Source organism: Tepidibacter aestuarii (assembly GCF_934924865.1).
Taxonomy (GTDB): Bacteria; Bacillota; Clostridia; order Peptostreptococcales; family Peptostreptococcaceae; genus Tepidibacter_A; species Tepidibacter_A aestuarii.
This window is the reverse complement of record NZ_OW235315.1, coordinates 517,179-533,223: the sequence shown is the minus strand read 5'-3', so window position 1 is coordinate 533,223 and position 16,045 is coordinate 517,179. Positions and strand designations below refer to the sequence as shown.

The 16,045-nt window shown below is 30.6% G+C and carries 12 protein-coding genes, 1 pseudogene and 1 other annotated feature; all 13 genes and pseudogenes read right to left on the bottom strand.

Translation table 11 applies throughout. The annotated features are described in order from the left end of the window. Nucleotides 1-276: 276 nt before the first annotated feature. A complete protein-coding gene (argH, locus tag M2214_RS02565; protein ID WP_248482517.1) occupies nt 277-1,596 on the bottom strand; it encodes an argininosuccinate lyase in 1,320 nt (439 codons plus the stop codon). Continuing rightward, nucleotides 1,597-2,820: an argininosuccinate synthase gene (locus M2214_RS02560; RefSeq protein ID WP_248484732.1), complete on the bottom strand. Its 1,224-nt coding sequence runs from the start codon at nt 2,818-2,820 to the stop codon at nt 1,597-1,599. It abuts the gene before it with no gap. Nucleotides 2,821-3,045: 225 nt separating this feature from the next. Continuing rightward, nucleotides 3,046-3,260, bottom strand: a binding site (T-box leader). Between the two features lie 90 nt (nt 3,261-3,350). Beyond that, nucleotides 3,351-4,025, bottom strand: a complete 675-nt coding sequence (gene pyrE, locus M2214_RS02555; protein WP_248482515.1) for an orotate phosphoribosyltransferase — start codon at nt 4,023-4,025, stop codon at nt 3,351-3,353. A gap of 15 nt (nt 4,026-4,040) precedes the next feature. After that, nucleotides 4,041-4,948, bottom strand: a pseudogene (locus tag M2214_RS18345) (dihydroorotate dehydrogenase). Next, on the bottom strand, nt 4,941-5,717 hold the full coding sequence (locus M2214_RS02545) for a dihydroorotate dehydrogenase electron transfer subunit (RefSeq protein WP_248482513.1): 777 nt from the start codon (nt 5,715-5,717) through the stop codon (nt 4,941-4,943). Before M2214_RS02545 ends, M2214_RS18345 begins: the two are co-directional and overlap by 8 nt. A gap of 10 nt (nt 5,718-5,727) precedes the next feature. Continuing rightward, entirely contained in the window at nt 5,728-8,937 is a 3,210-nt protein-coding gene (gene carB, locus M2214_RS02540; protein ID WP_248482511.1) for a carbamoyl-phosphate synthase large subunit, read from the bottom strand. 62 nt (nt 8,938-8,999) lie between these two features. Continuing rightward, on the bottom strand, nt 9,000-10,079 hold the full coding sequence (locus tag M2214_RS02535; RefSeq protein WP_248482509.1) for a carbamoyl phosphate synthase small subunit: 1,080 nt from the start codon (nt 10,077-10,079) through the stop codon (nt 9,000-9,002). 16 nt (nt 10,080-10,095) lie between these two features. Beyond that, entirely contained in the window at nt 10,096-11,022 is a 927-nt protein-coding gene (pyrF, locus tag M2214_RS02530) for an orotidine-5'-phosphate decarboxylase (protein ID WP_248482507.1), read from the bottom strand. After that, nucleotides 11,023-12,303 carry a dihydroorotase gene (locus M2214_RS02525; RefSeq protein ID WP_248482505.1) on the bottom strand — a complete coding sequence of 427 codons (1,281 nt, stop codon included), beginning with the start codon at nt 12,301-12,303 and terminating at the stop codon, nt 11,023-11,025. Between the two features lie 55 nt (nt 12,304-12,358). After that, the gene (locus M2214_RS02520; RefSeq protein WP_248482503.1) at nt 12,359-12,520 is read right to left on the bottom strand and encodes a hypothetical protein; all 162 of its coding nucleotides are present in this window, start codon (nt 12,518-12,520) and stop codon (nt 12,359-12,361) included. Nucleotides 12,521-12,737: 217 nt separating this feature from the next. After that, entirely contained in the window at nt 12,738-13,850 is a 1,113-nt protein-coding gene (locus M2214_RS02515; protein WP_248482501.1) for a TolC family protein, read from the bottom strand. Between the two features lie 15 nt (nt 13,851-13,865). Then, nucleotides 13,866-14,561 carry a response regulator transcription factor gene (locus M2214_RS02510; protein WP_248482499.1) on the bottom strand — a complete coding sequence of 232 codons (696 nt, stop codon included), beginning with the start codon at nt 14,559-14,561 and terminating at the stop codon, nt 13,866-13,868. Then, nucleotides 14,539-16,023 (bottom strand): sensor histidine kinase, encoded by a 1,485-nt coding sequence (locus M2214_RS02505; protein WP_248482496.1) that lies wholly within the window; start codon nt 16,021-16,023, stop codon nt 14,539-14,541. Before M2214_RS02505 ends, M2214_RS02510 begins: the two co-directional genes overlap by 23 nt. Nucleotides 16,024-16,045: the final 22 nt, after the last annotated feature.

Here is a 16,045-nt window from a genome sequence, read left to right as displayed (position 1 = left end):
CATATTTTTTTGAAGTTTTTAATGGAAATTATATTAATAAATTATCTAAACTCATTATAATTTCCTAAAAAATAAAAAACGAAGCTTATTTAAATAAGCTTCGTTTTTTATTAACTCCTACTAACTATCTATAATTTTTTACTATATAGAAAACTATATGATTTTTAAATTTCCAATAACACTGATTAAGAAACTACACTTGCAATTATTTTTGAGCAACGGAGCCCGTAGGGATCGTTAGCGACATGAGTCAGTGCGTAGCAACTAGACGAATTTTTATTTTCTTATTTCCTTTTTAATTCCTTTTTTAAGAATATTCTCATAGTCTATAAATTCATATATAGATTCATCAAATAATTCACTAAATTTCTTGAATTCATCAATACTCATATCCTCTATAGCTATTGCTTTTTCTTCGCAATATAAAACTATCTCTCCAACAACCTTATGAGAATCTCTAAAAGCCATACCGTTATTTACTAGATAATCAGCAACCTCTGTTGCATTTAAAAATCCATGTTTTACAGCCTTTAACATATTCTCTTTATTAACTGTAAGTGTGTCTATCATATTAGCCATAATCTTTAAGCAGCTAAGGGTAGTTTTTATTGAATCAAAAAACACTTCCTTATCTTCCTGCATATCCTTATTGTACGCAAGAGGCAAACCCTTCATAGTTGTAAGAATAGACATTAAACTTCCATATACTCTTCCAGTCTTTCCTCTTATAAGCTCTGCTGCATCTGGGTTTTTCTTTTGAGGCATTATGCTGCTTCCAGTTGAATACTCATCACTTATTTTGATAAATTCAAATTCCTTAGAGCTAAATAGTATTATTTCTTCACTTAATCTACTAAGGTGCATCATTGCTATACTCATATTAGATATAATTTCTATTATATAATCTCTATCGCTAACACCATCTAAGAAGTTGTCAACAGGTTTATCAAAATCAAGCAAATCAGATGTATAATCTCTATCTATATCATAAGTTGTTCCAGCAAGTGCACAGCATCCAAGTGGACTTTCATTCATTAAGTTTAAAGAGTTCAGCATTCTTTGTTTATCTCTTTTGAACATACTATAATAAGCCATTAAGTGATATTTGAATGTTACTATTTGAGCTCTTTGAAGATGAGTATACCCTGGCATTATATAATTATTTTTATAAGCCTTATCTTGTATAACGTCTTGAAGATGTTGTATACTCTCTACTATTTCTAAAGCTTTTCTTTTTGTATACATTCTCATATCTACAGCAACTTGATCATTTCTACTTCTAGCTGTATGAAGCTTTTTTCCTACATCTCCTACTTTTTTTACAAGGTTTATCTCTACAAAGCTGTGTATATCCTCATAGTCTCCTTCTATCTTTAGTTTTCCAAATTCAATTTCTTGTAGTATTTCATTTAATCCTTTAATCAATGTATCAGATTCATCTTGTGTTAATATGTTAGATTTCAGAAGCATCTTAACATGTGCTATACTTCCCTGTATATCTTCAAAATACATGACTTTATCAAATTTCAATGAAGAATTAAAGTCTTCCATCAATTTACTCTCTTCGGTTTTAAAACGTCCACCCCAAAGCTTCATCTAGATTCCACCAACCTCACTTTTAATGTTATTTTTCATATTTGACTTTATTTTAAATGGTAAGCTGAATAAGTTTATAAATCCTTCTGCATCCTTATGATCGTACATATCACTTTCTCCAAATGATGATATTGATTCATCATATAGTGCAAAAGGTGATTTCATACCAGCTATCATAGTATTTCCTTTGTAAAGCTTTAATTTCACACTTCCAGTAACAGTCTTTTGTGTTGAATCTACAAATGCATCTAAGCTCTCTTTTAATGTAGAGAACCAAAGTCCATCATATACAAGCTGTGAATATTTATGAGCTATTATCTGCTTATATTGTAGTGTATCTCTATCAAGTGTTAAATATTCAAGTTCTTTGTGTGCATTAAATAGTATTGTTCCACCTGGCGTTTCATATACTCCTCTTGATTTCATACCAACTAATCTGTTCTCTAGTAAATCTATAACTCCTATTCCATTTTCTCCACCAATTTTATTTAAATAAGATATTATTTCAACAGGAGACATTTCTTCATCGTTTATCTTCTTAGGTATTCCCTCTTCAAAGTATATTTCAACATAAGTTGCTTCATTTTTTACCTTCTCAAGAGGAGTTGTCATCATATATATACTATCAGGGTTATGCTCATTCTCTGGATTTTCAAGTTCTCCGCCTTCATGGCTTATATGGAATATATTTTGATCTCTTGAGTATATTTTTTCTTTTGTTGCTGCAACCTCTACACCCTTTGATTTTGCATAATCTATAGCATCTTCTCTTGATTTTATATCCCAGATTCTCCATGGTGCTATAATCTTAATACTAGGATCAATTGCAGCAATTCCAACCTCGAATCTTACTTGGTCATTTCCTTTTCCTGTACATCCATGGCAAATATACTTAGCTCCTTCTTTATGTGCAACCTCAACCAACTTCTTAGCCATAAGAGGTCTTGCAAAGCTTGTTCCTAAAAGATATTTATTTTCATATATAGCTCCTGCCTTTATTCCTTTGTATATATAATCTACTATAAATTCTTCTTTGCAGTCTTCAATATATGCTTTTACTGCTCCTGATTTTATAGCCTTTACCTCAACTTCACTCATATCCTCATCTTGACCTACATCAATACAAACTGCTATTATTTCTGCATTATAGTTTTCCTTAAGCCATGGGATTATTATTGATGTATCTAAACCTCCTGAGTATGCTAAAACAACTTTTTCCTTCATATTCTTTTTCATAATAGATTCCTCCTCAAAATTTTTAATATATTATTTTAATTTGGTATCTAGCTAGACATTTTTTAATTCGCGCGCGCTTTTTTATTTCTTTATATTAAAAAATCTCGTCTCTTAAAAATAAGAGACGAGATATAGTTCCCGTGTTACCACTCTTGTTGATACGAAAAATATAACAACAATAACACTCTAAATTAAAAAACTCTCGTCTCTTAAATAAGAGACGAGAGTAAAATTCCCGTGCTACCACTCTTGTTGATATAGTTTCATATCCACTCATTATCCTTTAACGATAGGTCCGTATCTTCATACTACTATTTCAGAAGATCTCCTCCATGGCTCTTGTTCAATATAACTATGTTGCTGAACTCACACCTACTTCAGCTCGCTGAAACAATCATTATACCTACTTTCCACTTCTTTGGATTTACATATTATGTTTTGTTTTGTTAGGTTAGATTATATTATCTTTGATCTAGTATGTCAACATAAAAAATAAATTTTATCATAAAATTTATTTTTTATTTAACTCCATAAATTTTATAATAATCTTCAATTCTCGCCTTCATATCATCGTCTATAATAACTTGCCCATTAATTTCTTTATTATGCAGATATTCTACAACTTCATTCATATCAACTATTGCACATGTCTTCATATTGTAAGTATCCTTTATATCTTCAAGGGCAGATTTTTCACCTGTTCCTCTTTCCATTCTGTTAACAGATATAATAAGTCCTACAACATCTACGTCCTTGTCATTTTTAAGTATTGGCATAGTCTCTCTTATGCTTGTTCCAGCTGTTGTAACGTCTTCTATTATAAGAATTTTATCTTTATCATTTAATTTTGTTCCAAGAAGAATTCCCTTATCTCCATGATCTTTTATTTCTTTTCTATTTGAGCAGTATCTAACATTCATATCGTATTTTGAATTTAAAGATATAGAAGTTGTAACACAAAGGGGTATACCTTTATAAGCTGGTCCAAACAATACATCTATATCTTCATCAAAATTTTCTTTTATAGCTGTTGCATAAAAATCTCCTAATTTACTAAGCTGTTCTCCAGTTTGATAATTTCCAGTATTCACGAAAAAAGGTGTCTTTCTTCCACTTTTAGTTACAAAATCTCCAAACGTTAAAACATTACACTCAACCATAAACTCTATGAATTCTTGTTTATACTTTTTCATATTATCCCCACCTTTTTAATCTATTATTCCTCTTATACTTGATAAATCACTTATATTGTAATCACTCATATACTTTTTAATTCCATCTAATACATCCATTGTTGCTGTTGGATTTATAAGGTTTGCAGTTCCTACTGCAACACCTGTAGCTCCTGCCATTATGAACTCTATAGCATCCTCACCGTTCATTATTCCACCCATTCCTATTATAGGAATTTTAACAGTTTTAGACACTTGATCAACCATTCTAATTGCAACAGGTTTTATAGCAGGACCTGATAGTCCTCCTATTTTATTAAAAAGAACTGGCTTTCTTCTGTGTATATCTATCTTCATACCTATTAATGTATTTATCATAGATATACAATCAGCTCCTCCCCCTCAACTGCTCTTGCAATCTCAGTTATATCAGTTACATTAGGAGATAGTTTTACTATTAAAGGCTTATTAGTAACTTTTTTTACTTCTTTAGTTATACTCTCAGCCATTAAAGCGTTTGTTCCAAAAGCTACTCCACCCTCTTTAACGTTAGGGCAACTTATATTAAGCTCTATCATATCAATATCTGTACCATCTAATCTTCTAGCTACTTCCTTGTATTCATCAACAGTCTTACCTGCAATATTTACTATAATATTAGTGTCGTATTTTTGAAGAAATTTCATATCATTTTTTATAAAATTATCTATTCCATCATTTTGAAGTCCTACACTGTTTATCATACCCCCATAAGTCTCAGCTATACGAGGTGAGTTGTTCCCATCCCAAGGATCTAAACTAATTCCCTTTACAACAATTGCTCCAAGTGAACTTAAATCTATGAACTGCTCAAATTCTTTTCCAACAGAACCAAATGTTCCTGATGCAGTCATAACTGGATTTTTAAATTCTACACCAGCTATATTAAATCCTAGATTACTCATCAAACATCACCTCACAAGCTTTAAATACAGGTCCATCTACACAAACTTTTTTATTCTTATATCCCTTATTAGTATCTTCCTTTATCTTAACAGCACATCCTACACATGCTCCAAATCCACATCCCATTCTCTCCTCAAGAGACAAATATGCATCTACATTATTATTAGCTGCATACTCTTTTACAGCCTTTAACATACCTTTAGGTCCACAAGAATATATTCTATCTGCTTTTTTTACATACTTGTTCATTAAATCTATAACATTTCCCTTTTCTCCATATTCTCCATCTTCAGTTGCTATATAAACTTCTCCGTACTTTTTAAATTCCTCTATTAAATAAATATCTTTTCTAAATCCTAAAAATATCTTATTGTTTCCCTTTAATCTCTTAACAAGTTCTAGGAGAGGAGGAGTTCCTACTCCCCCTCCAACTATTATATTTTCCCCTTCACAATCTAAGTCAAATCCATTTCCTAGAAATGCCATCAAGTAGACATCATCATTTTCTGTAAGTTTTGAGAACTCTTCAGTGCCTTTTCCTACCACCATAAATACTAGTGTTATCTCTTTATTTTCTTCATCTACCTCACATACACTTATAGGTCTTGGAAGTAACATTGATTTATCCTTACTGTATAAATTTACAAACTGACCTGGCTTAAAGTTAAATACTAAGTCTTCTGATTTAACTACCATTTTATAAACATTCTCTACTAGCATTTCATTTTTAACTATCTTAGCTATTACCTTTTTCTTAGTCACGCACATAATATCCCCCCTATTTTATGCCCATATTATATACACTCATATCCTCTATCTTTATATTAGAATTCATTATATCTAGTATTCCTCTTACCGTATCAAGCGATGTAAATACTGGTACAGATGCCTCTATAGCAGCTCTTCTCATTCTGAATCCATCTCTAGTTGAATCATTTGCCTTGGTCGGAGTATTTATAAGCATATCTACCATTCCACTTCTTATAACATCTAATATATTAGGAACACCTTCACTTATTTTCTTTGCTCTTTGAACTTTGATTGAGTTTTTCTCTAATTCATCTGCTGTTTTGCTTGTAGCTATAAATTTACATCCTTTTTTGTCAAAAGATTTTGCTATCTCTACAAATTCAGCTTTATCGCTAGGTTTTACAGTAGCAAGTATTGTTGAATTTTCATTTGCTATATTAACTCCTGCAGCTATAAGTCCCTTATATAGAGCTTCTACAAAAGTTTCACCTATTCCTAATACCTCTCCAGTTGATCTCATCTCAGGTCCAAGACTCACCTCAACATCTGGAAGTTTTTGAGTTGAGAATACTGGAACCTTTACAGATATTTTCTTAGATTCCTTATAAATTCCTGTTCCAAATCCCATATCTTTAATTTTTTCTCCAAGCATAGCTCTAGTTGCAAGCTCTATCATAGGAACTTCAGCTACCTTACTTATATACGGTACCGTTCTTGACGATCTTGGGTTTACTTCTATTATATATAGCTCTCCTTTGAACTCTATATACTGTATGTTTATCATTCCAATTATCTTAAGCTCTTTCGCTATTTCTCTTGTCTTTAAAGCTATTTTCTGCTTTATATCATCACTTATATTCTGACTTGGATATATAGATATTGAATCACCTGAGTGAACTCCAGCTCTTTCAAGATGTTCCATTATTCCAGGTATTAATATATTTTCACCATCACATATTGCATCTACTTCTATTTCTCTTCCAGTTAAGTACATATCTATTAATACTGGGTTTTTAGAGTCTCTCTCAAATGAATTTTCAAGATATCTTTTAAGTTCTTTCTCATTGTGAGTTATCTCCATACCTTGTCCGCCTAGTACATAAGATGGTCTAACTAGTAGCGGGTACCCTAGATTTAAAGCTTCTTTTATACCTTCATCTACAGACCATACAGCCTTACCCTTAGGTCTATTTATTTGAAGTTTTTCCATTATTTCATCAAATTTTTCTCTATCCTCTGCCTCATCTATCTGCTCTGGCTTAGTTCCAAGTACATTTACATCCATCTCATCTAAGAACTTGGCAAGCTTTATAGCAGTTTGACCTCCGAATTGAAGTATAACTCCGTATGGTTTTTCTTTTTGTATTATATTAAGTACATCTTCTTCTGTAAGAGGTTCAAAATATAATTTGTCTGCTGTATCAAAGTCTGTACTAACAGTCTCTGGATTATTATTTACTATTATAGTCTCTATATTCTGCTTTTTAAGAGCAAGTATTGAATGAACTGAGCAATAGTCAAACTCTATACCCTGACCTATTCTTATAGGTCCTGATCCTATAACTATTACTTTTTTCTTATCAGATACATACACTTCATCATGCTCATCATAAGTCGAGTAGTAATATGGAGATACAGCATCAAACTCACCAGCACAAGTATCTACCATTTTGTAAACAGCTTCTATTTTGTATAATTTTCTAAGATTATATACATCCTTAGGAGATGATTTTGTAAAATCTGCTATAGCCTTATCAGAGAATCCTTTTATTTTAAGCTTTCTCATCCACTCTTTAGTTATATCTGAAAGATCAACACTCTTTAATTCTTCCTCTTCACTGACAATATTCTTTATCTTATTAACAAAGAATCTATCCATTCCAGTTATCTTGCAAACCATATCTATTTTGTAATTTCTTCTTAAAAGCTCAGCTAAGTCAAATATTCTCTCATCATCAGGTATTTGAACTCTTCTTTTTAATTCTTCAATACTTCTTTGAGAAGATGCCTTATGTTCTAAGCTATATTGACCTATCTCAAGAGATCTTATAGCCTTTAAAAAAGCTGACTCAAAGTTATTTCCAATGGCCATTACTTCTCCAGTTGCCATCATCTTTGTTCCAAGAGTTTTCTTGGCTCTTCTAAATTTATCAAAAGGCCATTTAGGTATTTTTACTACACAATAATCAAGCGTTGGCTCAAAGCATGCCTTAGTTTTTTTAGTTACAGCATTTTCTATTTCATCAAGTGTATATCCTACTGCTATTTTAGTTGCAACCTTTGCTATTGGATATCCAGTAGCTTTTGATGCTAGAGCAGACGAACGGCTAACTCTTGGATTTATCTCTATTACTACATATTCAAAACTCTCAGGATTAAGGGCTAACTGAACGTTGCATCCACCTTCTATTCCTATACTATTTATAATATCTATTGAAGCCTTTCTAAGCATCTGATACTCTACATCTGTAAGAGTTTGAGATGGTGCTACAACTATTGAGTCCCCAGTATGTACTCCAACAGGGTCTATATTTTCCATATTACATACTGTAATGCAGTTGCCCTTGCTATCTCTCATTACCTCATACTCTATCTCTTTCCAACCTTTTATACTTTTCTCTAAAAGTACCTGACCTACACGGCTTAGCTGAAGTCCACTTGCAAGAATTTCTTCTAACTCGTCCTTATCTTCTGCTATTCCACCACCTGCACCACCTAATGTATATGCAGGTCTTACAACTACTGGATACCCTATTTGAGATGCAAATTTGACTCCATCCTCCATAGTAGTTACTATTTCACTTTCAACTAAAGGTTGGTTTGTCTCTTCCATTATTCTTTTGAAAGAATCTCTATCTTCCCCGTCCTTGATAGATTTTATAGACGTTCCGATGACCTTTACGTTGTGCTTTTTCAAAATCCCTTTATCATTAAGTTCAACCGCTAAGTTAAGTCCTGTTTGACCTCCCATACCTGCTATTAAACTGTCTGGTTTTTCCTCAATTATTACTTTTTCTACAAATTCTAAAGTTAGTGGCTCTATATAAACCTTATCAGCAATTTCTTTATCAGTCATTATAGTTGCAGGGTTAGAATTTATAAGTACTGTTTCTATTCCCTCTTCTCTTAAAGTTTGACAAGCCTGTGTTCCAGAATAATCAAACTCAGCTGCTTGCCCTATTACTATTGGTCCCGATCCTATAACTAATACTTTCTTTATATCATCTCTTCTTGGCATAATTTTACCTCCCCATAATAACTACTTAAGATTAAAATGTCTTTGTAAATCTAAACTTGATATTAAACTGATGCAGTTTTAGCTTTCATATAAACATCTATAAATTCATCAAATATAGGTGCTGCATCATATGGTCCTGGGCAAGCTTCAGGGTGAAACTGTATGCTGTATATGTCCATATCATCAATTCTCATTCCCTCAATCGTGTTGTCATTCATATTTATATGAGTTACTTTCACATTCTCAGGTAAAGTCTCTTCCGTAACAACATATCCGTGATTTTGCGATGTTATAATTACATTTCCTGTTTGCAAGTCTTTTACAGGATGATTACATCCTCTGTGCCCAAACTTAAGCTTTTGAGTATCTCCTCCAAGTGCTAATGCTAGAAGTTGATGTCCAAGACATATTCCCGTTATTGGAATTTTTCCCATCATCTTCTTTATTTCTTCAATAACACTCACTAAATCCTTTGGATCTCCAGGTCCATTAGATAAAAATACTCCATCATAATTTTTTTCAAGTATCTCTTCAGCTGCTACAAATGCTGGATATACAGTTATATTACAATCTCTTTTTTTGAAAGATCTTATTATATTAGACTTTATTCCAAAGTCTATAGCCGCTATATTAAGACCTTTTTTATCACAATGATCGACTACTTCTTTAGTAGTTACTTTCTCAACTGCATCAACATTTGAAAATGAATTTATAGTATTTTGTATTTGTTCATCAGATAATTTTCTACTAGTTATAATTCCTCTTAAAGTTCCTTGATTTCTAATCATCTTAGTAAGATATCTTGTATCTATTCCTTCTATTGCAACAATCTTGTTTTGTTTAAGATAATCATCAAGATTGAATTCACATCTAAAGTTTGATGGCATCTCACATTTTTCCCTTACTATAAACCCTCTAACCTTTGGAGATTTTGATTCCATATCATCTATATTAATTCCATAATTTCCAATCAGTGGATATGTCATTGTAACTATCTGTCCGTAATAAGATGGATCAGTTAGAACCTCTTGGTATCCAGTCATTCCAGTATTAAATACTACTTCTCCTACCGTTTCTTCTGTATATCCAAATAACTTTCCTTCAAGAACAACATTATTTTCTAATATTAAATAACCTTTCATATTCTTCCCCTCCCAATTAAAGTACTCTCAATAAGTCTTGTCTCATTCTAATTACTGCTTCTCTTGCAGCCTTGTGAAACTCTGCTTCACTATATCTATCTTTATACTCATCTTTTTTATAAGCTGCTATTATACCTCTTGATGAATTTATCAAAGCTCCTAACCCATCTTTATTAAAGCATCCTCTTAAATCCTCAGCCGTTGCACCTTGTGCTCCATACCCTGGCACTAAAAAGAAGGTATTAGGATTTTGCTCTCTAAGTATTTTTCCCTGCTCTTTATAAGTTGCACCCACTACTGCTCCTATTTTGCTAAATCCATATTTACCTATTAAATCTTCTCCCCACTTTGATACAAGCTCTCCCATATGCTCGTATACATATCTTCCATCTTCAGTTTTTAAGTCTTGTATATCTCCACTGTTTGGATTTGATGTTTTTACTAGTACAAACATTCCTTTATCAAGTTCTTTACAGTTTTCAATATAAGGACTTATCGCATCATACCCCATATATCCATTTATAGTTACAAAATCAGCATCAAATACCTTATGCTCACTTTTACCAACACTTACTCTTCCTATATGTCCTCTTGAATAGCTCTTTGCAGTTGATGCTATATCGCCTCTTTTTATATCACTTATTACTATAAGTTTTTTTTCTTTTGCGTATTTTATAGTCTTTATAAAACAATCTATTCCATCAGGTCCTAATTCCTCATACATAGATATTTGAGGTTTTACAGCTGGAACTAAATCATATATTTCATCTATTATCATACAGTTAAATTTAAAATAAGCATTTGCAAGTCCCTTTAATGTCCATCCATATTTTCTATAAGACTCTTTTTTTATAAATTCTGGTATAATTTCTTCTCTAGGATCAAGTCCTACAACAGTAGGATTATTCAGCTCTTTTATTCTCTCTATCAGCTTATCTATCATCTAATCTTCATCCCCCTCATATACAACATTTCCATTTACTATCGTATACTTTACTTTTCCGTATACCTTCATTTTGTCAAATGGAGTATTTTTTGACTTTGATTTGAATTTACTTGAATCTATTTTGTAAATCTCATTTTCATCAAAGATAGTTATATCAGCAACTTTTCCCTCTTCTATACTTCCTTTATCTATGTTTATAAGCTTTGCAGGATTTAAGCTCATCTTCTCTATAAGCTCATTTATGTTTATTACATCTTCTTTTACCAAATTAGTTATTCCAAGAGATAGTGCAGTTTCAAGTCCTACTATTCCATTTGCTGCTTTTTCAAATCCACAGTTTTTTTCTTTTTCATGATGAGGTGCATGATCTGTTGCTATAATATCTATAGTTCCATCCTTTAATCCTCTTTTTATCTCTTTAACATCATCTTTAGATCTTAACGGTGGACTCATTTTCATATTAGCATTATCTATTTCTACACTCTCATCTGTAATAGAGAAGTGATGAGGACAAACCTCACAAGTTACATCTATGTTATCATTCTTAGCTTTTCTTACTAGTTCAACACTTCCCTTAGTACTTATATGGCATATATGAATTCTAGATCCAGCTTCTTTTGCAATCTCTATATCTCTTTTAACTATAGCCTCTTCAGACTCACTAGATATTCCTTTAAGATTTAAACTTTTAGATCTTTCACCTTCGTTCATAACCCCACCATTAGCTAACTCTTCATCTTCACAGTGTGATAAAACAGGTAGGTCGTATTTTTTAGACAGCTTCATAGCTTCAGCTAAAACCACTGGATCTTTAACTGTCTTTCCATCTTCACTTATAGCTATTATTCCTGATTTTTTCATACTCTCTATATCGCTTAACTCTTTTCCATTTTGTCCCTTAGTTATGCTTCCTATGACTTCAACATTTACTACTGCTTCTTTTGCCTTATCTTTTATATACCTAACTACTTCTTCATTATCTATAACAGGATTAGTATTTGGCATAGCACATATAGTAGTGAATCCACCTCTTGCAGCACTTAAACTTCCCGTTTTTATATCTTCCTTGTATTCAAATCCAGGTTCTCTAAGATGAACATGTACGTCCACAAACCCTGGAGCTAATATATATCCATTTGCATCTATTTCTCTATCAACTTGTTCTTCTATATTTTCGTGTACTTTTTTTACTATACTATCTTCAATAAGAACATCTGTAACTTTATCAAAGCTTGTTTTAGGATTTATAACTCTTGCATTTTTAATCAATAATTTCATTTAATTCACTCCCTTTTTTAGATATTAAAAAAAGCAACAAACAAGCGTACCAAAATCAAAACTCAACCTTTGGTACAACCGTTTGTTGCTTACATATTTTAGGGAATTCAAAAACTATTATTGAGAATAATACATTCAATAATTCTTTGAAATTTGCATAATCATTCTTATTCTCATGTTTTTTTGCATAATAAAAACACGCACTGATGGCTCCCATCATGATTCCTCCCTTCCTGGTCTCTCGTACCAACTTAAAGGTCGACATGCGTATGTCGATTTTTTGTATTATTTTGTTTTAACAATAATAACACATATATTGTTTGTATGTCAAATAAAAAATTCGTCTAGCTGCTACACACTGACTATTTTATAAAGAAGTGCACTCATACTTAGCATTACGAATGCACTTTTGTGTCAACATATTATAATTTTTATTATTTTATATTTCCTATATTAACAGCTTTATTATACTCAATTACCGCTAAGTTATAGCTTGATATTGCATTTGAAAGAGATATTTGTGCATTATATAATTGATTTAGAGCATTATCAACTTCAAGAAGTGTTCCAAGTTTTGCATTATATGAATATTCCTTAAGTTTTAATACTTCTTCTGCTTTTTGTACTTTTGCTTTAGCAAGCTCTATCTGATTTTTGGCATTTACTATATCATCATATTTTCCTCTAATATCAAATTCAACCATCTTTTTAGCATCTGCTAAACTACTTTCGATTTTTGCTAAATTTCTTTCTTTGGTTTTGTATTTATAAGTATTAGAAGGATACATTATTGAATTTGTCTCAAAATCAAGTTTAACAAGTTCATAATTATGATTCATTTGAATTATATCAAATCTGCTTTCATAAGCTTTTTCTAAATCTTTATTTAAGTCTTCATCAAATACTTCTTCGTTAAAGCTTGATGTAAGTTCAATTTTCGTATCAAGTGGATAATTCAAAACAATATTCAATGATCTATATGCTTTTTCTAAATCAGTTTTAGATTTTTCAAAACTTGCTTTTGCCTCATTTAAAGATATATCTGCCATTATTAAATCTGATTTTGAAGCAACTCCAAGTTCATATTTTTTATTTACAATATCTCTATTTCTTTGAACATTTTCCAAATTGTCTTTTGCAACATTCATATATTCTCTAGCCTTAAGAGCGCCATAGTAAGCTTGAGTTGCATTATATTTTATACCCTCTATTTTATAATTCTTTTTTATTTTTTCCTCTTCAAGAGCATATTCAGCTTTTCTGGATATCATATTAGCATCTAATTGAAATCCTTCTACTGTTCCAAGTGAAACATCACTATTATCATATTTTTTTTCTGTATGTTTTGCTTCATCAAGTTCTATTTCTTTTATTTCAATATCCAAATCACTAGTTTTAAGATCAGTTGAACTTTTTATTGCCTCTTCTATAGCTTGATCAATAGAAATATTTATTTTATCTTCAACAACCTTTTCATCTGCATATGCATTTATGGAACCTATAAGCGTAACCACTACTAATAATATACCAATAACTATTTTTTTCATGCAGTTTCCTCCTCTTTATTGAGCTTTAAATCTATAACCTATACCCCAAATAGTCTCTATGTACTGTAAATTCGAAGTATCTTTTTCTATCTTTTCACGTATTCTTCTTATATGAACCGTTACTGTTGATATATCTCCTAAAGAATCAATCCCCCACACTCTTTCAAAAATTTCTTCTTTACTAAATACTCTATTAGGATTTCTTGCTAATAGATTTAGTACATCATACTCTTTAGAAGCTAATACAATTTCTTTTTCACTTAAATAAACCCTCCTTGAATAATTGTCTATACTAAGACCATTAATTTCTATTACTTCATCTTTTGGAGTGCTTACTTTTTCAGTGAGCCTTTTATATCTATTTAAATGTGATTTTACCCTTGCTACTAATTCACTTGGACTAAACGGCTTGGTTATATAATCATCAGCTCCAAGTCCAAGCCCCCTTATTTTATCAACAGATTCACCTTTTGCAGATACCATCAATATTGGTATTTCTTTTACTTTTCTAATACTTTTACATATTGAAAACCCATCTATTTCAGGAAGCATTAAATCAAGTATTATTAAATCAAAATTTTCTTCACTAGCTTTTTTTAGCCCCGCAAGTCCTGTAGTCTCTATTTCAACATCAAAACCGTTTATTTCTAAATAATCTTTTTCAAGTTCAGCAATGCTTATATCGTCTTCAATTATTAGAATTTTTTTCATACTCATCATTCCTTTTGTATTTTTTTAATGTGAATAAAATACTTGTACCTACATTTGTTTCACTTTCAGCCCATATACATCCTCCATGTGATTCTATAATCTGTTTACAAATAGAAAGACCTAGTCCACTTCCACTTATAGAAGTATTTCTTGATTTATCTGCTCTATAGAATCTGTCAAATATAAAAGGTATACTTTCTTCTGGAATTCCCATTCCATTATCCTTAATTTCAATTATTACACATTCTTTGTTATCTATTAGATTGATATCAATTATTGGATTTTGCTTATCCATATATTTCATTGAATTTTCTACAATATTTACGATAACCCTTTTTAGTTTTTGTAAATCAGCAGTAACAAATATATTTTCTTTTTCATTATTGAAACTTATCTTTGCATTCTTTTTTTCTAAATCAAAACTCAAATCTTCAACACAGTATTTTAAGTAATCAACAATATTTATAGTTTGAAAGTTAAATGAAACCTTTTTTAAATCCAACTTTGAAAATAAAAATAATTCATCAATCAAAACTTCCATATCTGTAGCTTTTTTATAAATTGTATTTATATATTTGTCCATTTTTTCAGGAGAATCTGCAACTCCGTCTTTAATTCCCTCAATATATCCCTTTATAGACATTATAGGGGTTTTTAAATCATGCGATATATTTGATATTAAATTTCTCCTATTTTCCTCATACTTAAATTGTATATCCAACGACTCTTTAAGTTTAATTCTCATTTTCTCAAAATTAATACTCAAGTCACCAAATTCATCTTTTGAGTGTTCTTCAATTTTATAATTTAGATTTCCACTTTTTATTTCCTTAGAAGCATATTTTAGTTTATCTAATTTTTTTATAATATCTCTATAAATTGTAAAAGTCAAAACATTTGATGTTACTAATATTGAAATTATTATTATAGCAGAAAGTAATGTTCTAGCTTTCTTTATATCTTTTTGTAATAAATTAATGTTAAAAGCATAAAATACACTTCCTTTTGATCCATCATTAAAATAAAAATCATTTTGTGAAAAGATAACATATCCATTTTTTAAAAAAATATAATTATCTATATTATAATCAGAATTAAATTTTGGAAGTTCATTTAAAAATAAATCATTTTTTAGAATTTCTGAAGAATATAGTATTTGATCATCTCTTCTCAAAATAATCCCACTATAAATTCCATCTAATTCATTATCTAAAGATTCAAGGAAAGAAGTATCTTTAATTTTATCGCTATTATTAATAATATTTAAGTTTACTTTTCTTGAAATTTCACTATATTTTGTGAATACTTTTCGAGTAAAATGATATGGATTAGCTGCATTTACAATACTTTTATCATCTTCCCAAAAATACTTATCAAACATAAAATTAAAAATTGTAATCAAAATAACAGGTATAACAATCATTCCAAAAAATGAAAGTATTAATCTAGATTTGATAGACATAATTTCCCACCTTTAATAATTT

Coding starts and splice junctions, on each gene's coding strand:
- argH (WP_248482517.1), bottom strand. CDS start 1,596: ATGAAGCTTTGGGGTGGACGTTTTAAAACCGAAGAGAGTAAATTGATG.
- M2214_RS02560 (WP_248484732.1), bottom strand. CDS start 2,820: ATGAAGGAAAAAGTTGTTTTAGCATACTCAGGAGGTTTAGATACATCA.
- pyrE (WP_248482515.1), bottom strand. CDS start 4,025: ATGAAAAAGTATAAACAAGAATTCATAGAGTTTATGGTTGAGTGTAAT.
- M2214_RS02545 (WP_248482513.1), bottom strand. CDS start 5,717: ATGTGCGTGACTAAGAAAAAGGTAATAGCTAAGATAGTTAAAAATGAA.
- carB (WP_248482511.1), bottom strand. CDS start 8,937: ATGCCAAGAAGAGATGATATAAAGAAAGTATTAGTTATAGGATCGGGA.
- M2214_RS02535 (WP_248482509.1), bottom strand. CDS start 10,079: ATGAAAGGTTATTTAATATTAGAAAATAATGTTGTTCTTGAAGGAAAG.
- pyrF (WP_248482507.1), bottom strand. CDS start 11,022: ATGATAGATAAGCTGATAGAGAGAATAAAAGAGCTGAATAATCCTACT.
- M2214_RS02525 (WP_248482505.1), bottom strand. CDS start 12,303: ATGAAATTATTGATTAAAAATGCAAGAGTTATAAATCCTAAAACAAGC.
- M2214_RS02520 (WP_248482503.1), bottom strand. CDS start 12,520: ATGGGAGCCATCAGTGCGTGTTTTTATTATGCAAAAAAACATGAGAAT.
- M2214_RS02515 (WP_248482501.1), bottom strand. CDS start 13,850: ATGAAAAAAATAGTTATTGGTATATTATTAGTAGTGGTTACGCTTATA.
- M2214_RS02510 (WP_248482499.1), bottom strand. CDS start 14,561: ATGAAAAAAATTCTAATAATTGAAGACGATATAAGCATTGCTGAACTT.
- M2214_RS02505 (WP_248482496.1), bottom strand. CDS start 16,023: ATGTCTATCAAATCTAGATTAATACTTTCATTTTTTGGAATGATTGTT.